A 19,950-nucleotide genomic window follows, 5' to 3' on the forward strand; every position below is an offset into this window, starting at 1 on the left:
AATAATCTGCTCTTCCGTAAATCTCTGCTTCTTCATTCGTCCGTCCTCTATGGGCCGGACTTTAATCCATTCTGGAGGGAATTCTCAGTGGCAGGTCAGGGAGAATGAAGGTGGCGTAATTGCACACTCACCTTTTGAGCACTCCTTTTGAGGCTTCGTCGAAGCCCGATATGGCGCGCACTCCGCTCCTTTTTTGCGAGGTGTCGGTGCGCATTCGGCCCAAACTCGCAATCCAAGATCTTGGCCTCCAAGATCTCGCCTTCACACGAAGGGTCTTCGAAACGGCTTGCGCCAAAACGCAACATTCCACGTACCAGCAGGCCCGCTGACCTACTTGTAAAACTTCATCGCGAGAGTATCGGTTTGGGAATACGGATGAAACCTCCCTACCAGAACGCTATCTGGTTCGGTACCGCCGGGTTCCGCCTGCTGCTGAGGGCAGCTCACCCAAGTTGCGGCAAACGCGACAGGGTAAAGGTCGGGCGGGCCTGTGCAAACCTGGCGTTTTCAAAAGCGAAGCGAGACAGGCTCTCGATTCCGCCATCGGGCTTCAGTCCCATATGGCCGCGTAAAAGTCTCGGGCTGGTGGTCCTCCGCCGACGAGGGAACATTCCGCATCGGCAACCGTTCTCGAATACCGATGATCAATTCCCGAAACGGATCAAAGGCAGGGCTTCCATCGATAGTTTTAAGAAGGGAGTCCTATTGTGTAGCACGGTTCGTATACCACGCGCGCTCTAAGACCCCGTCCAAAGGGACGGGGTCATTTCTTTTGGCGCGCAGGTACTATTTCAAGATGCGAGTGTTCTCACTTTGTCTTGATACCATTTCCCCGATAGAGGGTTAGGCGCAGGGCTCCCACAAATGTCCCCAGTGAAGTCTCTCGACAAGATCCCCTAGCCTCGTCGCGCCCCGACGGGGCCATTCCTTTTCATGCCCCCAAGATTTCGCGGAAGCAGTTTGCTTCGTTTAGACACGACGGTCGCAGCATCTCGTTGTTCAACCGGAGGAACTAAAGCTCGCCCTAAACGGCGCCCAAAACACTCAGGATAGTACCCTAGCCCTGCAGGCAAGTTTTTAAGCCGAGTCGTCCGACGGAACCTTTCTCCTCACCAAAGATTACATAACATATAGCTAAATTAGTGAGGTCGAAATGAACACGATACATAGACTTCTGATAAGCACCGGTCTGACCGTGGTGTCGGCAGGTTTCTTATTCATAGCCGTCCCGGCGCAAGGGCAAATCGCCGAGCGCTCCATTTTCCCGGGTCAGTGTGGCCCGATTGGAGACGCAAACAAGATCAATGGAGCCGGAGGAGCACAATGTGAGCGATTGCCGGCGACAAACGCAATCGCCCCGACAACAACGAATGGGAAAACGGATCGGACCGGCACCAGTCCGGGCGGTAACACCAACCCGGGTACTCCTGTTAGCGGCGGTGATCCCGGCACCGGCGGCGGCGGTGATCCCGGCACCGGCAGCGGCGGCGATCCCGGCACCGGCGGCGGCGGTGATCCCGGCACCGGCAGCGGCGGCGATCCTGGCACCGGCGGCGGCGGTGATCCCGGCACCGGCAGCGGCGGCGATCCCGGCACCGGCGGCGGCGGTGATCCTGGCACCGGCAGCGGCGGTGATCCTGGCACCGGCAGCGGCGGTGATCCTGGCACCGGCAGCGGCGGCGATCCTGGCACCGGCAGTGGCGGCGATCCTGGCACCGGCAGCGGCGGTGATCCTGGCACCGGCAGTGGCGGCGATCCCGGCACCGGCAGTGGCGGTGATCCTGGCACCGGCAGCGGCGGTGATCCTGGCACCGGCAGCGGCGGTGATCCCGGCACTGGTTCGACGGGTGATTGAATAACAATCAAAACCCCGCCCCCCCGCGGGCCGCACTTGCCCGCCCTCTGGAGGCGCTGCCTTTTATCGTGCCTACCACTCCAAAAACTATGCGCCTGATGGCCTTAGCGAAACTGCCATCGCCGCAACAGAGACAGGAACCGATTAAGGTCGGGAAGCAGAAGCCCAATTCGGGCCCAGCGCTTTTCCAACCTCCTGGCCCAACAAAGCACACTGTCCCGGCCCCGTCGTTGACTTCAGGACCGTTTCTTATTGGGAGGCCAGGAACCTTTTCATAACGCAAGCGTTTCTCAATTGTTCTGATCCCGTTTCCCCGATCGAGATCAGGCCCGAGCTTCACGATCGTCCCCAAGTGAAGTCTCTTCGATAAGCGCCTCTGGCCTCGTCGTCCCGCGACGGGGCCACTCCTTTTTGTGATCCCTCGGTCGCTTCCAGGCTCCGTCTCCGTGCCAGCCCCTAGCAATAGACTATTCGCGCAGCGATTTCCCCGCCCTGGACTGACAACGACACCAGAACAGCCCTTCCGTCCCTGCGATTCGCTTTCAGACGCGGGGCCAAGATCCTCCACATGGGACCTTGGTCCCACAGGCGCTGACAAAGGTCCCATGCCAGGCGTCGGACGGAACCATTTCCCTCACTCAAGTTTATTTTGCATGAAGCTAATTTAGTGAGGCTAAAATGAACGCGATACGTGAACTTCTGATAAGCACCGGGCTGGTCGTAGTGTCGGCCGGGTTTTTATCGACAGCCACCCCCGCACAAGGACAAATGATTGAGCGCTCCGTTTTCCCCGGGCAGTGCAGTCCCCGTGGGTCGGCAAACCGGATGGTCGAGGCTGCAGAAGAACAATGCGAGCCGCTGTCGGCCGCGGTGACAAGTGCAATCGTCCCGACAATATCGAAAGGCAATCCGGGTAAGACCGACACCAATACGGGTGCTGGCAGAAACCCAGGCACCCCATCTGCCGGTGGCGGCGGCACCGGCTCAGGCGCTGGCGATCCCGGCCACGGCGGTGGCGGCGACCCCGGCCCGGGCGGTGGTGATCCGGGCCACGGCGGTGGCAGCGACCCCGGCACGGGCGGGGGTGATCCGGACCACGGCGGTGGCGGCGACCCCGGCACGGGCGGTGGTGATCCGGGTCACGGCGGTGGCGGCGACCCCGGCACGGAGGGGGATGATCCGGGCCACGGCGGTGGCGGCGACCCCGGCACTGGTGACGGTCCCGCTCACGGTAGTGGCGATCCCGGTCACGCAGGTGAATGACCAGATTAATCGTGTCCAGCGGGTTACGCGTGAGCTTCGCTCCTATCGATCCGGGCGGCCGCTCAGTTCCCCGCCCTCAGAGTAGGGCCAAACATGACTGAAGGCGACGTCAGATGGACGCCAGCGAAATCCCGTTCTTCGTCTCTGACCTCATCGAAGCAGCATGCGACGTCCCTGCTGTCGGCCACGACAGCTACGTGACTGGCGAAGTTCAGGAGGACTCTTCAACGCAGGAATTGCTGAACCAAACGGAGATCGCGCCACCTGAGGTGGGAGTTGGTGGCCGATCGGCCTATAGAGCTAGTCAGCATTCGCGCCCATCGTGTACTTGACGAGGCAGAATTGAAGGGGAGAAGCCACCTTTTTCGTCGGCCGAGGTTACAAGGTCTGCTTCTGATCCCTCGTTGACACCGGAGCCTTGTGGGCTCGTCAGTCGCCTTTCGGGGCCAGCTTTTTCGCGATCAAATGACATGGAAACCCTCCGTATGCGGAACCCGCACCTATCCAGGGCCGTTGTACTGGGAAGGAGTATCGCTATGGCAACCAAAGACACCAATGCAAAGCCTGAGCAGGCGAAGCCGGAAGACGTCCACCACCCCGCCGATCGCAAAAAGCACCGCGACGAGGAATCGATCGCGCCGCCAACCGTTCAACCTCCTGACGCCAAGGATACGAGTGAAAAACCGGAAGTGAACCCTGTCACTGGTGTAGCGACCTAAGCTCAGGCCTCTTCTACTTGCCTTGCGCGACCGTTATGGCATCTCGTTGCTGTTATGCCGACGACCGCCCTCGGCTCGTTAACGGCTCGCCCCCCTGTTTCCTAGCGCACGCCGTGACCCGTCAAGAATGACGAGGGCTTTGCGAGAGCATTTTGTCGCAAATGCCGACAATGTTGATGCTCGGGGTCGTTCTCGTTGCCTGGGCACGGTCGTCTGTGTCCTTTCCCCTTCTCAACGCGTCCGCCTGATTCGTCAGGCGGTCAGCACAACCTTGATGCAACCATCCCTCTTATCGCGGAAGGTCTCGTAGAGACCGGGACCATCCTCAAGCGTTGCACGGTGCGTGATGATAAAGCCGGGGTCGATTTCGCCCTCTTCGATCCGGCGAAGCAGCTCGAGCGAATAGCGATTGACGTGCGTCTGCCCCGTCCGGATGGTCAGCCCCTTATTCATCGCCGCGCCGAACGGAATTTTGTCGAGAACGCCCCCGTAGACGCCAGGCACGGAGACGATTCCCCCCGGCCGACACGCCATAATCGCCACGCGCAGCACGTGGGGTCGGTCGGTTCCCATCAGTGTCGCTGCTTTAACTTTGTCAACGATGGCGTCGAACGAGGCGGTGGCATGAGACTCGGCGCCAACTGCGTCGATGCACTTCTCCGCGCCATGCCCGCCAGTCATTTCCTTGATATAATCGGGAATCGTGCAGTCGATTTCATCGAAATTGATGATTTCGGCGCCAGCCGACTGCGCCAGAGCGAGCCGCTCCGATACATTATCGATGGCAATGACGCGGGCGGCGCCCTGCATGAATGCGCTTTTAATGCAAAACTGGCCGACCGGGCCACATCCCCACACCGCGACAATGTCGCTGGCTTCGATCTCGCAATTCGCAGCTGCCATCCAACCGGTTGGAAAGATGTCGCCGAGAAAGAGAGCCTGCTCATCGGTCATTCCGCCCGGAATGATGATAGGCGAAACATCGGCATAGGGGACGCGGACGTACTCGGCCTGACCGCCGGCGTAAGCGCCGGTTAGATGAGAATAGCCGAACAGACCCGCTGTCGGATAGCCGAATGCCTTCGCCGCGTTCTCGGGGGTGCGATTGCTGCGCTCGCATAGAGACCAGTTGCCTTTGAGACATTGCGGACATTCGCCACAGCAAATCGTAAAGGGCACGACGACCCGATCACCAACTTTGAGCTTCTTGTTGTCCCTCCCGACTTCGACGACCTCGCCCATGAACTCGTGACCCAAGATGTCGCCCTTTTCCATGAATGGGATGTATCCGTCCATAAGATGAAGGTCCGAGCCGCAGATTGCGCAGGCCGTCATCTTGATGATCGCATCGCGGCTGTCCTCGATCTGCGGGTCGGGGACGCTGTCACACCGGATGTCGTTCTTACCATGCCAGCAAAGGGCTTTCATCGTGATCTCCTTTGGATCAGTTGGGTCAGACCTGCCAAGCACCTTGGTCTTCGTCGTGACGACGAGCAGTAGAGCAAGCAGAGCGATAGTGAAATCGCGGCGCCGCCTACACGTCGATCAGCGATGCCGAGGCAACCATTGCCCCGGCAAAAAGGGCGTCGAGGAAGAGGTAGAATGCAAAGCTTAGCTAAAGGACCCTCAGGAAAGCGTTTCGAGGTCATCCCGTTGTCGTCCACCAAGGGCGGCTGCGGCACTCGCTATGAATGCTCCGATGATGAGAGATAAGGCGCCGACAAGGGCAAATGTCGCAGCCGCCTTTCGGGCAGCGTCAGCAGCTTTCTGAGCGGCGACCTTGGCCTCTTCGATCCGCGCAAGTACAGTATCGACCCGGGTTGTCGCATCGGCCTGCGATAACCCGGTACGTGCCGCGACCAACTGGGCCAGATACGTCTTGTCCTCCGGCGACATTTCGCCAGCCGCAGCGCTCGCGACCAGAATTCGGGAAGCTTGCGCTGCCGCGGCTCCATCGCCCTCGGCGCCCGGCGCCGTCAGGCGAGCGGGATCGGTTGGACGGAAAAGGGAGTCGACAAAATAAGACGGCATCCCGTTCGAATCGCCCACCTCAGGACCGCTCGTTGCGCCCGCTGACGCCCCAAGGGCCGCGACTGACGCGACTGAGGAAACTGCCTTCACCCCCGTTCCGACTGCAGCGGAGGTTGCGGAGCCGAGGACGAACACGACAAGCATCGTTGCTAGCGCCCAGGCCAGAAAGCCATGCGCTGTATCACGGAAAAAGGTCTCGTCGGTATGAAGCCCGACCCATTTGGTGCGCAAGCGCCCGGTCAGATAGCCGCCCAGGCCCGACGAGAGCCATTGGACGATCACCAGCCAGATGGCGCTTGAGACCGCGAAAGTGGTGGCGCTGGCGGATTCCCCAGACCACGGTGATATCAATGTAAGGCCAAGGCCTGAGCCAACGAGCATGAGAATGAGCGTCAATGTAGAGGCCGCGAAGGCACCTGCAATGATCGGCGCCCAGCTGACGGCTGGAACGGATGATTCGGCCGGTGTTGAAACATCGGCAAGCACTGACGGTGCCATGGCAGCCTCCTATCGCATGAAAAGCATCAACAGAATAATGATCGGTATCGGGACACCAAGTAGCCAGAGTAGAATACCGCGACCCATCGACGTACCTCCTTAAGCTAAACGCGGCCCAACCGCTGCTAACCATGAAACCAGATCGTGATTGTTCTGGAGCGGTTTAGGGTTGAAGAGCGCCATCACCCAAACATTGCCGCATAAAAAGGTTCCATGCCCGTCGGCAAAAAGGGTGATGAGATGCATCGGTTGCGTGCAGTCTGCAACGGCAGGGGCGTTGTGGTCGTCCGGTCGTGTGTCGTCGCAATGCGCCACCGACCGTCCAACGCCGATGCGAAATGAAAAACCAACTATGTGCGCGGCTTTTCGTTGAGGTGGTCTACTCGGCCGCCCGCTTGGACGCCTTCGGGTTTGCCGCAACCTCACCAAGTGCCGTCAACTTCTGATCGGTGGCGATCTCCTCCTGGAGATTAGCGTCGAGGAGCGGGACGGCCGCATCGAGGCCAAGCTGGGCGGCCCACGATTTGAGCGTCCCATAGCGGGCGATTTCATAGTGTTCGACGGCTTGGGCCGACGAAATGAGGCCGGCATCCAGTGCGGCCGTGCCCTTGTATTCTTCCATGATTTCTTCGCCTTCGGCGATGAGCCCTTGGATGGCTTCGCAGGTCTTGCCGCGGGCAGATTTGCCAATCAGCTCGAACACCTGCTCGAGACGCTCGATCTGTCTTTCGGTCTCATCACGATGCTGCAGGAAACCAGCTTTGCCCTCTTCCGACTGGGCGGCGCGGGCCATTTTTAGGAAGGGCCTTCACGATTTGCTTCTCGGCAAAGTAGATATCTTTCAGCGTGTCAAGGAAGAGGTCGTTCAATGTCTTCTCAGCAGGCATTTTAGGGTCCGATCATTTTATTGAGAGAGACCTGCCCAACCATCGAGCAGGACGCACGTTCCGTGGGTCAGGAAATAATCACGGGCTGTTGACACTGCCGGCAACGGCACCTCTGTTGCCGCTAGCGCGCGCCACGGTCCGCAACTAGCCGTCGCTCACCGAGCCATCCGCATTCCCCCCAGATGCCGTCAACGTTGACGATTTGCTCGTCTCTGGATCATCGCGGCTAACGCAGCGAGCCGACTTTGGGGCAGCTTTATAATGAAAGTATCGATGTCCCGTCCGATGCCAAGGAAATCTGCAGCAGATCCGAGCCAGTGATCATCGCCCCACTCCCTGCTGTCGAAGGTTCATCGTTCCATGAGTAGGTTGCCGCGCTTCGTTGTCCGGTTCCGCGGCCTCTTCCTCCTCTACCAGCTTTTGGTAGCAATCCTCGATATCCTGCGCCATGCCGTCGGCGTCGTAGAGGTAACCATCTGTGCCGCCGTCAGTTTCAATGATCTCGGCCAATGAGTTCATTACCACGCGACCGAGGTGTTGCAGGGCGTCGCGATGATGATCGGCGCCTCCGCTCGCGAACGCCTGGCGCGCATCGTCAATCGCCTGACGCATGGCCTGAAATGACCCGTCGAATGGAGCTTCGTGTTCACAGCACCGCCTCCTCAACGCACCGCTTGGTGCAACAGATGCATCTTTCGCCCGAGCCCAGGAGGTGGGGCGGACGTCTTCCACGACCAAGGTCCTTCTCCCCGCGAAATCGGTCAGAAATTCTGCGCGGGCTGGACTACCGCGGAATTGCGAGCCCGCGCAGGGAATCGGAACACCGTTATCAGGGCTACCAAGGCGGGTGCGCCGCATGGTTCGGCAAGCCGCGAGCGCGGCGGCGAGTGAGCGTAGCGCTGCCACTCCACCTGTCGATGAACGACGCGGAAACATTCGACCATGGAAACAGCCAGAGTAGCTGCCATCGCGATGGTCGGCGCAGCAGCGGAACCTGGTTTTTCTCGAGCGCTGTCGTGAACGGATTGTCAGCGCTAGGACATCCAAAAGTAAATATCCGCCGGCCCTTTTACCTGTCTATGCTCCTGTCTTGGAATGAGGGTCGGAGACCGTCTTCGACTCAGGGGACCCACGAAACCGCAGAAAAATCGATAGGACGACGAGAACTGCAGTCGATAAGAATTCCGATTGCCAATTTTGGAAAGACTCAAACCACAACCTCGCACTGAAGAATTGTTCGCCAATCGAAGGTGCTTGCTGCCCATGCAGCATGGCCTCAACCGCCTGCGCAGACGCGCTCTCCCTCACGTGCATTAGAAAGCTGAGTACGAAGAGGAGAAACAATGTCCAACCGAGCGAATAGGAGTAGAGAGAGCTTGCCATGCCGCCCATTCTTACGGGCAGCGGTGCTTCGGCGTTGTCTTGGTCGTCCGCAGGGTTGCTATTCTGGGATGACGGCTCGTCGGGATCTTTTGACTCTGCTGAGCCGCGTTGGAACAGGAACGCCGTAAGCACCACATAGGCACTCATCTGCAAAAACTCCGACTCCCAATTCTCGAACAAGGCGGAGAGGAAATGACCGCTTATAAGGTAAGCTGGCAGCGTTACCATTTGCCCTCCGTGTTCGGCCAATTCGTCGTTATAGACGTGGAGTCCGGTAAAGAGCATGCCCACCACCGTGCCCAACGAGGCCAGCAGCAATACGATCGTCAGGCCGTTGTCGCGCAGTATTTTCATTCAGATCTCCACAATTAGCTAGGGATCAGACCCATGCCCGCAGTCACGCCTGCCGGTGGGTTTCTCCTTTCGTGCCATTAACGAAGGCCGCTCAGACATGGCTGGACGTGCGCCGCGTTGCGGTGTGTATAACGCGGAGCAAATGGCGAAGGTCCCGCAACTACAGTTAAGACAAATGTTGGCGATCATTGCTTAACCTGATGGTCGGTCATCGGCCATGCCTCAGGTTGGAAACTCTTGGAAGAGGAGTACCCGTGCCACCTCGATCTCGCTGCGGCCCCCCTTGCTGGCCACCCTGGTCGTTGCCTTGGTCACCCCTGGCGACTCTGCTGGCCGCCGCCCTGCGGAGCAGGGTGGTTCCGTTGATCCTGCCATTGGATACTCCGTTGTAGCTGTGGCCTTCCAAACCGGGGCACCTCCAATCGGTTCCTCAAACACAATGTTATTTTCTAGAGAGCGTCGACAGAGAAGCCAGCAAGCGCCTAGCCCTACAAGCGCGGCAACGTCGCCCTTCGGGGCCTCAACACCCCCGTCCGCACGTGGCATGAGGAACTTTTCTCGCCCTTCGCGACTGGATGCCCAAAACATAACTTAGGAGGCACGTCGTTGGATTTCGAAGCAATAGGGCGCTCGCGCTTACTGATACAATTGCCCACGTATCGTCCCCAGATCGAGCTTTTGCGCGTTCCCGAGCTGAAAGATCTCCTGCGCGCGTACGGATTTGCGGCTCATCAGCGCGACCAGGTGCGGGCAGTTGAAGGCCGGAATTCCAGTCATGTGGCCGAACTCGACTCCGATTGCGCGCGGATCGAGGTCGATGTCACCCGATTGCTTAAGAACGTGGTCACGACACGCTAGGCGGCCATCCCTCCGGTTCTGAGGTTGAAGCGACTGCGCGGCAGCCCGTGTATCGATATGACAGTAGGAGAACATCACATGCCAAATTTCTACTTCAGGACAACTGATCAGGAAGGGTTCAGCGCCGAAGATCGGGCGTTCGAATTCGCAGATGAACAGGCGGCGATCAAAGAGGCAAAGGTCACCCTGGCGGAGATGGCGGCTGACGGCCTTCCGCAGGACCCAATTTCTATGATCAGCATCCAAGTTCTCGATCAGCATCATGCCCTGCTGGTGGAGCTGAGATTGGTTCTCGAAGTCATTCCGAGCACAACTAAGGTGACTGCTGCAGATCGATAGATCGCCTCAAGCGTATGCAGTGGAACTATCGAAGCAACAAATGATAGGCCGGGCGACCCAACTGCATCTGAGACCGTCCGGCCTCTTTTACCGCACCCGCAACACTTGCTCGCACAGATCGTTTCGGATGGCAGTGGCGGCAACGCCCGCCTGCCCCATTGCGCGACTGATTTGGTCCAACCCCTGTACAACGTCGCCCGCCGCGTACAAGCCGCTCACGGTCGTCCTTTGATGGGCATCGACGGACACGCATCCTTCACGTGATAGCCGAGCGCCCAGTCGCGATGCTAAATCCGACCGCACGTCCGAGCCCAACGCTGGATAGACCGAAGCAAAGAAGAGACGATGGTCTGGTGTGTTTAGGACGAGAAGATCGCCCGCGATTTCGATGGAACTCACGGGACCGCGCTCCAGCTTGACGCCGATCTCCTGAAGTTCAGAAATCTGCGTCTCATTCAAATGAGGCCTATCCTCGGACGAGATAATGGTGAGGTGGCGCGTATAGCTTCTCAAGAAAATCGCCTCTTGGAACGCTCTCGTCCCAACCCCTATAACGCCTACGGTTTTATCCGTAACCTCGAACCCATCGCAAACCGGACAGTACCGCAGAAGCCCCCGGGCTAGCGCGTCATCATGAACGGCCGCCGGCATCTGCGGTCGCCGATTGATGACCCCGGTCGCCAGAAGCACCGTTTTCGCCCTCCAATGACCAATCCGGGACATCGCCTCGATCAGCGAACCTCTCTTGCGCAGCTCCGTAATCTGACAATACCTCACATAGGCCCCGTATCGCTCCGCTTGCGTTCGCATACGAGCCAACAACTCTTCGCCACTCACACCGTTTGGGAAGCCCGCATGATTGTGGGACACGGGAATACTGGCGGCGCGGCTTGCTTGATCGTCGAACACCAAAACGGAGAGGTGGTAGCGTGCCAAATATATAGCAGCGGTAAGGCCCGCTGGCCCACCGCCAACGACGATGCAGTCATAGATTCGTCCATTCGAGGACTGGTTCATGGGCAGATCTCAGCAAGAATTGCGGCCTAATAGGGTTCAACTGCCTAAGAGGGCAACGGTTCCCTCTGAGCGCCAATGCACCCTCTATGGCTTGGTGCGCGATCCTCTTTTCCGGCGGTGCCTTGCTGATTTATGGGTGAAACGCACGCCTCACGTAATGATGCGCGTCCCCGAAGCTAGCGAGCTACCCGCTTCTCTCTTCCGAGAAAAACCCTGAATTTCTACTGAAAGTTTGATCGCTAATACGCGCCGAACGGCGTGAGAACGGGGCATGTACAAAAGTGGATTTCTAATCCGTGCGGATTAATGAACATTCGACCCTCTTTTCCGTTGCAATCTCGCATCGGTTGCGAGCCAAGCATCCAGCGCTTCTTACGCGCAGAACAGTTCGAGAACGTCGCTCTTATAGAAAAGCCCCATTTTCCCCGCAGTTTCTAGGGTTAGCCGGGTCAGCCGAAAACGCGGAGCGGGCCGGCAAACAGACCACGTTGCCAATAAAAAAGGCCGGGCAAAACCCGACCTTCTACACACGCCTCAGCGGCACTGCCAGTACATCCGTGGTCAGTGGCCAGAAGCGAATTTTTAGGCAGCTGCGAGGTTGTCAGCTGCGTTCTTGCCCGAGCGTGCGTCCCGAACGATGTCAAAGGTGACCTTTTGGCCCTCGACAAGCGAACGCAGACCGGCTCGTTCGACAGCAGATGCGTGAACGAATACGTCCGTCCCGCCGTTCTCGAGTTCGATAAAGCCGAAGCCCTTAGCGCTATTGAAAAACTTTACGGTTCCAGTGTTCATGACAATTCCTTTCAAAATCATGATTGAAGACCCCGACCGACATTGTGACAGCCAAGGCAGATAGATCGATTTTGAGAGGGAAGGTCGGCTTGAACGCGAAAGGCGAGAAAACAAAGCTCAACAAGCAAATATCGATGCCTGCGTATTTATAGACCGAATGTGTCGCTAGCAAGTCGATGGGGACTTTATCTTCGCATCGCGCACAGGCAGTCACTTATTCGAGCGGCGCACGAACCACCTCCCATCGGACGCCGCGGTCTGGCATTTGCTGCATGATGAGCTCGGCAGATCGCTAGCGGAAGAAGTTCCTGCCGAGTGTCAGCCTCGACTTTGATGAAGAAACGCGCCATTTCGTGTAGGTCGGCGACAGCCGGCGCTTCGCGCCCCAGCCGTCGTATAGGCCCCAGACCGACGGGTATGGGAGATGAAGCTTGATCATGCTGGCACCTTGACCGGAAGATCGGAACAATCCCAACGCGAGATCAGTTGCCCTCCTAAACAGGAGTCCATCATGATGCCTACCGAACCGATCCCGAGGCCGCCCCAACCTGATTTCCCGCCGGACATGCCCCCGGACGTGCCACAGCCACCAATCGAGGAACCGGAGCCCGACATCCTTCCTGACGAAGTTCCCAACCCGAACCCGGACGAGAACGACACGCCACCGAAGCTCAACGCCTGACGGCGGGGGAGCAAGCACAAAGAAAAGGAACAGCCGTGGTTGAGAGCTGGAACAAGTGCGTGATCATCGAACTTCCCGAGCTCGACGGGGCGCAGATAGTCTGGACACCGAACAAGGCCACGGTCCTGCTTGGTGAAAACTGGCCTGCCGCCTCGGGCGTCGCTTACTTCGACGCCGTTAATAAAGGCAGGGACGCGATGGTTGGTGCCTACCCATGGGAACAAGCCCGAGTAGCGTTCGTCGCGGCGATCGCCGAGGCCAAGGTAACAAGATTGCGCTGAATTGACTCTCGTCATGCTGCCCACCCGCTTTTCGAGGGAGTCCAGAGATCGATTGCTCCGGTCACAGGCGAGGGATCACCGCCAGCTTCTGCAGTTTCACGCCATCGACACAGTGCATGCTGATCCCGATGCCGAAGATCTGAGCTTCGAGCTCGGCGAGTTCGTCCGTGAGAAGTGTCATCTCGTTCACGCCGTCCGCCTCTTAAAAATTTCATCGAAAAACACGGACCACCTGCGCACAATTTGCATTCATAGCCCCGGTGAGACAGGGAAATTCGAAATGCTTGCTGCGACCTGGGAGAGCACCCTTATAATTTTGCTTCCGGGAATGTCCCGTGCGATAGAAATCAAAGACGCTCGAAACGCCCAGTTCGTCCTGGCCGAGAGATGGCCGGTGACCTACGGCCCGGCCTTTCAGCGCGCCCTCGCCTTCTGCGCTCGCGCAACAGAAGGAAAATGCTCTCCAACGCGGGCTAGACTGGCTCTCCTTGCCGCAGCTCGCGAGGCCAAAGTGGCTGTTGTTGAACAACACGATCATTTCGGGAGAGTCGGTCATCGGCGCGTCCTCCAGACTTCCTGCGGGGCGGTTTCCGCTGCCATCTGCTCAAACGCAGCGGCCTGACGTACCTCATGCTCTGCCAATCCACTCTTCCGTCAAACCATCAATGGGTGCGTATTTTTGGGCGAATGCTCGCGAACCCGGCCAGCATACGTTGGCCATGTGCGCGTTAGCTCGACCCTCCCTTGTCGCATTCGGTAGTCTGCCCAGGCAGAAACGCTCGAGCCCTTGGAATCGAGCATTCTAAGCATTGGACGTCTTCACTTGTCCCGCGAAAACACCTTATTGCGATAAAGCCCCGCAACAGATCGGCCCTAACAGCTGTCAGTAGACTAATCGCGCTCGTATCGTTCCAGGAATTTCGCGTAGAGCCTGAAGAATTTCGTCGGCATTTTCGGAAATGCCATCGGCCTCGACCACCACATAGCCCGTGTCGCCAAGCGTCTGAAGAAACTCAGCGACGATGTTCAGCCCGCGCGACGAGAAGATCTCGTTGAGTTGGATGAGCATGCCGGGGCGGTTTTCATGCACGTGAATGCAGTTGCACTTGCGGAAAGTTGACGGCGCCCATTGTTGAGCCGATGTCGGAATACTCGACCAGCTTCCTTGAAACTTCTCCGCCGATGCGTTCTTGGGCTTCCTCAGTGGAGCCGCCGATATGCGGCGTCAGAATGACGTTGCTCAAACCTTGCAACGGCGTCTCAAAACGCTCCTTGTTCGATGCCGGCTCCTTAGGGAACACGTCCACCGCGGCACCCGCCAGATGCCCGTCGTTAAGGACTTTCGCAAGCGCATCGAGATCGACCACCGTCCCGCGAGAATTGTTAATGAAGATGGCGCCCTTCTTCATGCGGCGCAATTCGGTTTCAGTGATCATGTTATGCGTCGAGGGTGTTTCGGGAACGTGCATTGTCACATAATCAGAGATCTCGAGAAGGTCGCCGAGCGAGGCCATCGACTCCGAATTGCCCCGGCGCAGCCGATCTGAAAGATCGAAGTAGCGCACGACCATGCCCATGCTTTCGGCAAGCGCGCTGAGTTGCGATCCGATATTGCCGTAGCCGACAATTCCAAGCATTTTGCCGCGGACCTCCCGGCTGCCGACAGCGGACTTCTCCCACCCACCTTGATGCGCCGAAGCCGAGCGCGGAAAGATCTGCCGTGTCAGCATAATAATTTCGCCGATCACAAGCTCGGCCACCGATCGCGTGTTTGAATAAGGTGCATTGAACACCGGAATGCCGCGCCGCCGCGCAGCATCCAGATCGACTTGGTTCGTACCGACGGAAAAACAGCCGACGGCGATCAATTTCTTGGCGGATTCGAAAATCTCGTCCGTCAACTGCGTGCGGGAACGAATGCCGATGATATGAGCGTCGGCGATGTGGCGCTTAAGATCCTGGTCGTCGAGCGCCTTCGGTAAATGAACGAGGTTGGTGTAGCCGGACGAAGAAAAGTAGTCCACAGCGGTCTGGCTAATACCTTCTAGGAGAAGCACGGAAATTCGCTCGCGTGGGAGAGAAAGTTGGCGGGTCATAAATGTTGCTCCGATGTCCGGAAGGCCGAAGTGGCTTCAGCGTCTTTGAAGATTTAAGCGGCCGGACAGGCAAATATCAACACACTGATACGGCAAAAAAACTCAAGGTACTGCGGTGCTTGCTAAGGCCTGCACCAGGACCGGGGTTCCGTCGCATCGACCGACGGGCGCTCACGCCCCAGTCGGTCCATCTAATCCTGAAATGCCGGTGCATCCCCCGACCCAACGTTGTTCTCGGCTCACGGATTGAGATCGGGTATTTTACTGAGGCTGCCCGCCCCGGCATGCCCCTCCCCGAAGCGATCCGGCCCATTGCGAGCAATTGCAGGCACTCTGTCTCTCGTCGCGAGAGTTTGCGAATACGGCTGAGCCTTCGAAAACCGACCGCCTCAAACACAGTTTCATGGAGATGGCTTGCAAGGACCTACATTTCGTGAATGAAAGAAGTTCGCAATGTGTCCATTGCTGTCTGGGAAGGCGCCAAGTCACGGAAAAAGGCTGCGTTCGCCATTTGGCCCACGGACGGGAATGGTCAAGCCATAAGAACCTATGCCATGGGTGCGGACGGATCTGACGGTGCTCCAAAAAGACCAGTCCACGGGCAGGAGCCCCCACCGGATAATGTCGAGGACCAGATCTACGTCAAAGTAGCCCGGTTCGAGATAGGTCGTAACCCAGGCCTCTGGATAGGTGGTGCAATAATACGGGTACGAATGAGAAGCTCCTCCGGCCCAGACAAGAAACGTCATGGAGACACGCCGTATCGCCCGCAAAGCTTACTCAAAGCGGGCGAGAGGTGTCCTGATACTTCGCAGCCCGTAGCGTCCTCAACGACAGGGACAGTATGCGATGGTCGACCCTCAGACGAGCGCTTCGAAATTCGGACATGACGTCCCGCGCCTTGGCACCGGGGTTAGATCCTAACGGCAGAATATCGCAGCTCGAATTGTAGGAATCGACAGTTCGCGACGCGCGAAACACCGTTCGCGGGGTTGGGCGCAACACAGCAATAGGGAACTTCCTTCGGGCAACTGTAATTTCGAGAAGCCTATGTGCCCTTTTTATCCAAAGTCTCGGCCGACAGGGGCCAACGTTCCGGTAGCAGTACCCCGCTCCGTCAGGGGATGACACAATTAATCGGCTATCGCGAAGGCCTCACCCATCGCGGGATCGGGAGGTAACTGAAATAATTCGCGTATTCTCAAACCATAAAAACCCATTAGCAAACAACCTGTTAATGGCATAACGCGGATTACGAAACTGCAACATTTGCTGGGTGTGCGACACCTTGGCTGGCTTCCCCGTCGCAGACTAACCGCATGCCGCGCTCGATGGCCTCTCGAAGAAAGTGCAGAGGATCTTGAAGTCGGTGCGAGCAGTGCATTCTGGCTGCGGCAGGAAACAATATCGATCGGCGGACATGGCACGCGAAGTATTGCCAGCCTTTCGCTAGCTCACCGCGACCAAGGCCGGTCCTATGCGAGGAACATTTCGCAAGGCTCTCTGTTCGGTCTGCTCACAGTCACAGCGGCTGCGGCGGTGCCCGGCTAGAATCCTGGTCGCACGTTTATGGAGAACACTTGGAAGCAACGCTGCTCATCGGCTATCTCGCCTCAATTTGCTCAGTGGGTAGCTTCGTTCCGCAGGTATGGAAGGTCGTAAAAACAGGCGATACCTCGGCGCTCTCTGCCCGGATGTACGTTCTCACCGTTACCGGTTTTGCGCTGTGGACTGTCTTTGGTGTCCTCAAAGGAGAGTGGCCGATAATTATCGCCAATGCGATTTGCTTTTGCCTTTCAGCATTCATCCTTTTGCGGAAGCTTGGAGGCTGCGAGCGCGGGAATAGAAGAGATGACCGCAAGGTTTGAAGCGATTCATACCATCGTATATCGGAGACTCGGCGCATTCGCGGGATGGCCCGCGAATTACGGCGTATGGGCGTGGGGAGACGAAATTGTCTGCGTCTTCGCCATAGGCCGTCTAGGAAGGGAAAGCGAAAACCTTCATCTCGAAGATCAGCATCACGCGTTCACTCCGGTTCAGGCGAGAAGCCTCGATGGCGGCCTGACTTGGCAGGCAGAACCATTCTGTGGGAGCGTACCGGGTGCGCGCAGTCTTTCGGCGGACGAACATGTCACGAAGGACTTGGAAGCAGGACCCAATGTGGACCCGGCGTTTGATCTCATTACTCTCCCCACCCCGATCGACTTTGCCGATGGCGAGCAAGTCGTCATGGCAGCCCGCACCGGGATATCGGGGCGATCAGTGAGCTGGTTTTACGTCAGCAAGGATCGTGCTCGCTCGTGGAATGGGCCTTTTAGGTTCGAAGGGTTGAAGTATCACGAAGAGGCGCTCTCTGCGCGTACCGACATCATAACGCTGGGCCGACACGACGCTTTGTTTATGCTCACCGCGCCGAAAGCCGATGGGACAGAAGGTCGTATCCTTTGCGCCCGCACGCAGGACGGAGGATTGAGTTTTTCCTCGGAAGGATTCGTCTGGGATGAACAGACGGGGTACGCCATCATGCCGTCGTCGACGCGCCTCGCAGACGGCACGATTTACACAGTCGTTCGTCGTAGGGCCCATGATCGGTTCTGGCTGGAGGCATATCGGTCAGCGGATCTGGGGCGGACTTGGTCCTGTGTCGGTACGCCTGTCCGGAATACGGGAATCATGGGCAATCCGCCTGCGCTTGTCGCTCTGCCCGACGAAAGATTGGTGCTGCTCTACGGTTTTCGAGATCCACCCTTCGGACTAAGCGCTGTCGTCAGCCGCGATAGGGGCGGAACATGGTCCGAACCGGCGGTTCTCCGCGATGATGGTGACGATGCGGACCTAGGTTATCCATGCGCCTTGGTTAGACAGGACGGCAAGATTATTGTTGTATACTACTTCAACGATCGAAATGGTCCGGAGCGCTTTATCGCAGCTTCTATCCTAGACGCACCAGCCTTAAGTTGAGCCTGAATGCATTTGGGCACCCGCCGGACTGGCATGCATGGGAATTCAGACGAAGGTCGCAGCGTCGTGCGACTTTGTGACAGTATCGCATCGGCCCGAGGTCTAATCGGGACACATCGTGCTTGGCTTTGCTTAAAGGGAGCTCCAGCCACAGTGAAATCGAAACGAAAAGGAAATCCACATCGATATTTTGTCAGGACGGCCCTTGCGGTAGGCCTCCGGGAACTTTCGAGGCGAATTTAGCTTTAGGGCTGGGAAGGCTGGAGGTGAACCATGGCGAACTTCAACAACATTCCCGTCGCAGATTTCGCCTACCGACTTGAGGCGATGACAAAGGACGAAGTCTTTTCGGTCATGACTGATCTGGAGGCTGCGAGTGAACGTGTCGAAGGCGCGGAACGCGACGAGGTGTTGGCGCGCATTGTAATAACCGAAGAAGAAATTGAAAAGCGATTTCCGGGTCAGTTGCTCGCGCCATATCGCGAGTGGAAGAGACGCAACCGGTGAGATGGATGCACGGGAAAGGAGCGCCTGACAAGGAGTTGGGACCGCAGACTTGGCCAGAGCCAGGCGATGACCGCGCTCGGTCTTTCCAGCCCGCGCGGATCGATGAAACCTGGCTCGCAATCATCAATACCGGGTGTGATCGCTTTGCATAAGACGCATCTCAACTTCGCAAACCATTCCCGAACGTGGCGCGAGGAACCTATTGGCTTGGCAGCCGTTGATTCGGGGAAAGGAAGGTGACATGAACCAGATTATCTATCTCGTCGGCCTCGTCGTTATTGTGATCGCAATTCTAGCCTTTTTCGGGATCGGTTAGACAGGGACCCCAGGTGCGGCCGATGAGTTCACGAAACGTCGTCTGGCCATTGTCTCGGCAAGAATGCTCCGCTGACGGATCAGCGATTCTTGTGCCATTCCTTCCGTAGCTCTGCGACTTTGCGATCCAGATCCACTTTGTACGGTCCGAATTTTGCAAAGAGTTCGCGCGCGGCCAGTGGTTGGAGCCCATGCTGCGCGATAAACTCATTCAGGTCGTAACGCGCATTCCAGCCACGCACTACCTTACTGTATTGCTCTTTGGTGTCTTCGTAGCGCATGGCAAGACTTTCAAACTTAAGAGGGCTGTAGTACGGTTCGCATCCGTCGAAGCACCAACTCGAGTGCCACCGAATTGGTTCCAGTGATGCTGGCCTCCTCAACAGCCAGCACTGCGCGCTAGGATAACAGCGCGCGCCGCTTAGCCCACGCCGGCTCATCAGAGCTGAAGGACATAATCGTTTTCGACGATCACGAACCAGTCGCGCGGGCGCTTTAGATCTTGCGCCATCCTGGAATCCCTATGCCTGCCTATCGCTGCGCTCCGGATTGTTATCGGCTCAATCGCCGCTTTCATGTTCTTCACCGGCCGCTGGACGGTGAACCGTGCCCGGCTCGCTGAGATGTGCCGCGTATCATCGCCGGCGTGTGCCGAGTCAGTTTGGCTGGCCCTCTGCGAGCGAAAGGTAAAAGTCCTGACGCATGAAACTCGCCCGTTCCAAGTAAAAGTCCAGACGCTGAAATTTCGAAGCTGAGGCGCAGCGGCGCGTTGGCCGGAAAAGGAGACCGTAAGCGATAATCGCAAGGTGTCCGGCTTGAAACGATCCGGGAGTTCGCTCGGCACTGGTTTGAGCAGTACAGCCCGGAAGGCGATACCATGCTGCTGATTGGCGTCAATGTCAGCGCTGGTGCCGCCTCGGCTCGCACCCAGCTTATGTAACGGCCGATCGACCGAGGTAGGCGTCTGTCCCGGCGGTCCGCCGGAACCTGGGCATCTCCTCAGTTCTAAATGGGGTTTTGCGGTCCCATGACCGGAAACCAACTCGGCATCGACACAGATATGAGGAGGGAACGTGGCAAATCATCCCAAGCTCCGTTGACGCGCGGCC

18 protein-coding genes and 3 pseudogenes are annotated in these 19,950 nt (G+C 57.8%); 11 read left to right on the forward strand and 10 right to left on the reverse strand.

Annotated elements, in window-relative coordinates; translation table 11 throughout:
- Positions 1 to 1,463 precede the first annotated feature (1,463 nt).
- From ASD63_RS35240 to ASD63_RS23750, 3 genes are all read left to right on the forward strand, one after another.
- Positions 1,464 to 1,859, forward strand: a complete 396-nt coding sequence (locus ASD63_RS35240) for a hypothetical protein (RefSeq protein WP_156624176.1) — start codon at positions 1,464 to 1,466, stop codon at positions 1,857 to 1,859.
- Positions 1,860 to 2,680: 821 nt separating this feature from the next.
- Positions 2,681 to 3,118, forward strand: coding sequence for a hypothetical protein (locus ASD63_RS35245; protein WP_156624177.1), 438 nt, complete (start codon positions 2,681 to 2,683; stop codon positions 3,116 to 3,118).
- Between the two features lie 536 nt (positions 3,119 to 3,654).
- Complete coding sequence (locus ASD63_RS23750; protein ID WP_060529909.1) at positions 3,655 to 3,837, forward strand: hypothetical protein; 183 nt, start codon at positions 3,655 to 3,657, stop codon at positions 3,835 to 3,837.
- Positions 3,838 to 4,089: 252 nt separating this feature from the next.
- Here the strand turns inward: ASD63_RS23750 and ASD63_RS23755 are convergent, their stop codons facing one another.
- The 5 genes and pseudogenes from ASD63_RS23755 to ASD63_RS23775 all read right to left on the reverse strand — a co-directional run bounded on the left by ASD63_RS23755 (position 4,090) and on the right by ASD63_RS23775 (position 8,990).
- Positions 4,090 to 5,265 (reverse strand): zinc-dependent alcohol dehydrogenase, encoded by a 1,176-nt coding sequence (locus ASD63_RS23755; RefSeq protein ID WP_060529910.1) that lies wholly within the window; start codon positions 5,263 to 5,265, stop codon positions 4,090 to 4,092.
- A 198-nt stretch (positions 5,266 to 5,463) separates the two neighbouring features.
- Positions 5,464 to 6,366: a hypothetical protein gene (locus tag ASD63_RS23760; protein WP_060529911.1), complete on the reverse strand. Its 903-nt coding sequence runs from the start codon at positions 6,364 to 6,366 to the stop codon at positions 5,464 to 5,466.
- 379 nt (positions 6,367 to 6,745) lie between these two features.
- Positions 6,746 to 7,253, reverse strand: a pseudogene (locus ASD63_RS23765) (ferritin-like domain-containing protein).
- A gap of 321 nt (positions 7,254 to 7,574) precedes the next feature.
- A complete protein-coding gene (locus ASD63_RS23770) occupies positions 7,575 to 7,865 on the reverse strand; it encodes a hypothetical protein (protein ID WP_060529912.1) in 291 nt (96 codons plus the stop codon).
- Between the two features lie 465 nt (positions 7,866 to 8,330).
- Positions 8,331 to 8,990, reverse strand: a complete 660-nt coding sequence (locus ASD63_RS23775; protein WP_029742833.1) for a DUF6766 family protein — start codon at positions 8,988 to 8,990, stop codon at positions 8,331 to 8,333.
- A gap of 606 nt (positions 8,991 to 9,596) precedes the next feature.
- Between ASD63_RS23775 and ASD63_RS35250 the strand changes: the two genes are divergently transcribed.
- On the forward strand, positions 9,597 to 9,848 hold the full coding sequence (locus tag ASD63_RS35250; protein ID WP_029742831.1) for a hypothetical protein: 252 nt from the start codon (positions 9,597 to 9,599) through the stop codon (positions 9,846 to 9,848).
- 78 nt (positions 9,849 to 9,926) lie between these two features.
- Complete coding sequence (locus ASD63_RS23785) at positions 9,927 to 10,187, forward strand: hypothetical protein (RefSeq protein ID WP_034800021.1); 261 nt, start codon at positions 9,927 to 9,929, stop codon at positions 10,185 to 10,187.
- Between the two features lie 87 nt (positions 10,188 to 10,274).
- Here the strand turns inward: ASD63_RS23785 and ASD63_RS23790 are convergent, their stop codons facing one another.
- Positions 10,275 to 11,204: an NAD(P)/FAD-dependent oxidoreductase gene (locus ASD63_RS23790; protein ID WP_193606416.1), complete on the reverse strand. Its 930-nt coding sequence runs from the start codon at positions 11,202 to 11,204 to the stop codon at positions 10,275 to 10,277.
- Positions 11,205 to 11,786: 582 nt separating this feature from the next.
- Positions 11,787 to 11,996 carry a cold-shock protein gene (locus ASD63_RS23795; RefSeq protein ID WP_029742828.1) on the reverse strand — a complete coding sequence of 70 codons (210 nt, stop codon included), beginning with the start codon at positions 11,994 to 11,996 and terminating at the stop codon, positions 11,787 to 11,789.
- A gap of 511 nt (positions 11,997 to 12,507) precedes the next feature.
- Here ASD63_RS23795 and ASD63_RS35765 point away from each other — a divergent pair.
- Both ASD63_RS35765 and ASD63_RS23800 read left to right on the forward strand, forming a co-directional pair.
- Positions 12,508 to 12,678, forward strand: coding sequence for a hypothetical protein (locus tag ASD63_RS35765; protein ID WP_167550739.1), 171 nt, complete (start codon positions 12,508 to 12,510; stop codon positions 12,676 to 12,678).
- A 35-nt stretch (positions 12,679 to 12,713) separates the two neighbouring features.
- Positions 12,714 to 12,959 carry a DUF982 domain-containing protein gene (locus ASD63_RS23800; protein ID WP_060529914.1) on the forward strand — a complete coding sequence of 82 codons (246 nt, stop codon included), beginning with the start codon at positions 12,714 to 12,716 and terminating at the stop codon, positions 12,957 to 12,959.
- A gap of 211 nt (positions 12,960 to 13,170) precedes the next feature.
- Here ASD63_RS23800 and ASD63_RS36290 read toward each other — a convergent pair whose 3' ends face one another.
- Together ASD63_RS36290 and serA are read right to left on the reverse strand one after the other, a co-directional pair.
- On the reverse strand, positions 13,171 to 13,515 hold the full coding sequence (locus ASD63_RS36290) for a hypothetical protein (protein WP_244497274.1): 345 nt from the start codon (positions 13,513 to 13,515) through the stop codon (positions 13,171 to 13,173).
- A 327-nt stretch (positions 13,516 to 13,842) separates the two neighbouring features.
- Positions 13,843 to 15,055: pseudogene (serA, locus tag ASD63_RS23810) on the reverse strand (phosphoglycerate dehydrogenase).
- Positions 15,056 to 15,210: 155 nt separating this feature from the next.
- Here serA and ASD63_RS36295 point away from each other — a divergent pair.
- The 4 genes and pseudogenes from ASD63_RS36295 to ASD63_RS23825 form a co-directional block, all read left to right on the forward strand.
- Positions 15,211 to 15,363: pseudogene (locus ASD63_RS36295) on the forward strand (integrase); the annotation flags it as partial.
- A gap of 1,272 nt (positions 15,364 to 16,635) precedes the next feature.
- Positions 16,636 to 16,923, forward strand: a complete 288-nt coding sequence (locus ASD63_RS23815) for a SemiSWEET transporter (protein ID WP_049811000.1) — start codon at positions 16,636 to 16,638, stop codon at positions 16,921 to 16,923.
- Positions 16,907 to 18,019: an exo-alpha-sialidase gene (locus ASD63_RS23820; RefSeq protein ID WP_060529916.1), complete on the forward strand. Its 1,113-nt coding sequence runs from the start codon at positions 16,907 to 16,909 to the stop codon at positions 18,017 to 18,019. The genes ASD63_RS23815 and ASD63_RS23820 overlap by 17 nt, the downstream gene beginning before the upstream one ends.
- A gap of 273 nt (positions 18,020 to 18,292) precedes the next feature.
- The gene (locus ASD63_RS23825) at positions 18,293 to 18,526 is read left to right on the forward strand and encodes a hypothetical protein (protein WP_029742822.1); all 234 of its coding nucleotides are present in this window, start codon (positions 18,293 to 18,295) and stop codon (positions 18,524 to 18,526) included.
- A 395-nt stretch (positions 18,527 to 18,921) separates the two neighbouring features.
- On the opposite strand, the gene ASD63_RS23830 is transcribed toward ASD63_RS23825, so the two are convergent.
- Positions 18,922 to 19,122: a hypothetical protein gene (locus tag ASD63_RS23830; protein WP_034800025.1), complete on the reverse strand. Its 201-nt coding sequence runs from the start codon at positions 19,120 to 19,122 to the stop codon at positions 18,922 to 18,924.
- Positions 19,123 to 19,950: the final 828 nt, after the last annotated feature.

It is taken from the genome of Ensifer sp. Root558, assembly GCF_001427045.1.
GTDB lineage: Bacteria > Pseudomonadota > Alphaproteobacteria > Rhizobiales > Rhizobiaceae > Ensifer > Ensifer adhaerens.

Excerpts from the sequence above, each read along its gene's own strand:
- ASD63_RS23820 (WP_060529916.1), top strand. The coding sequence starts at position 16,907 with ATGACCGCAAGGTTTGAAGCGATTCATACCATCGTATATCGGAGACTC.
- ASD63_RS36290 (WP_244497274.1), bottom strand. The coding sequence starts at position 13,515 with ATGACCGACTCTCCCGAAATGATCGTGTTGTTCAACAACAGCCACTTT.
- ASD63_RS23755 (WP_060529910.1), bottom strand. The coding sequence starts at position 5,265 with ATGAAAGCCCTTTGCTGGCATGGTAAGAACGACATCCGGTGTGACAGC.
- ASD63_RS23760 (WP_060529911.1), bottom strand. The coding sequence starts at position 6,366 with ATGGCACCGTCAGTGCTTGCCGATGTTTCAACACCGGCCGAATCATCC.
- ASD63_RS23770 (WP_060529912.1), bottom strand. The coding sequence starts at position 7,865 with ATGCGTCAGGCGATTGACGATGCGCGCCAGGCGTTCGCGAGCGGAGGC.
- ASD63_RS23830 (WP_034800025.1), bottom strand. The coding sequence starts at position 19,122 with ATGCGCTACGAAGACACCAAAGAGCAATACAGTAAGGTAGTGCGTGGC.
- ASD63_RS23785 (WP_034800021.1), top strand. The coding sequence starts at position 9,927 with ATGCCAAATTTCTACTTCAGGACAACTGATCAGGAAGGGTTCAGCGCC.
- ASD63_RS23750 (WP_060529909.1), top strand. The coding sequence starts at position 3,655 with ATGGCAACCAAAGACACCAATGCAAAGCCTGAGCAGGCGAAGCCGGAA.
- ASD63_RS23825 (WP_029742822.1), top strand. The coding sequence starts at position 18,293 with ATGGCGAACTTCAACAACATTCCCGTCGCAGATTTCGCCTACCGACTT.
- ASD63_RS23795 (WP_029742828.1), bottom strand. The coding sequence starts at position 11,996 with ATGAACACTGGAACCGTAAAGTTTTTCAATAGCGCTAAGGGCTTCGGC.
- ASD63_RS23790 (WP_193606416.1), bottom strand. The coding sequence starts at position 11,204 with ATGAACCAGTCCTCGAATGGACGAATCTATGACTGCATCGTCGTTGGC.
- ASD63_RS35245 (WP_156624177.1), top strand. The coding sequence starts at position 2,681 with ATGGTCGAGGCTGCAGAAGAACAATGCGAGCCGCTGTCGGCCGCGGTG.
- ASD63_RS35765 (WP_167550739.1), top strand. The coding sequence starts at position 12,508 with ATGATGCCTACCGAACCGATCCCGAGGCCGCCCCAACCTGATTTCCCG.
- ASD63_RS23775 (WP_029742833.1), bottom strand. The coding sequence starts at position 8,990 with ATGAAAATACTGCGCGACAACGGCCTGACGATCGTATTGCTGCTGGCC.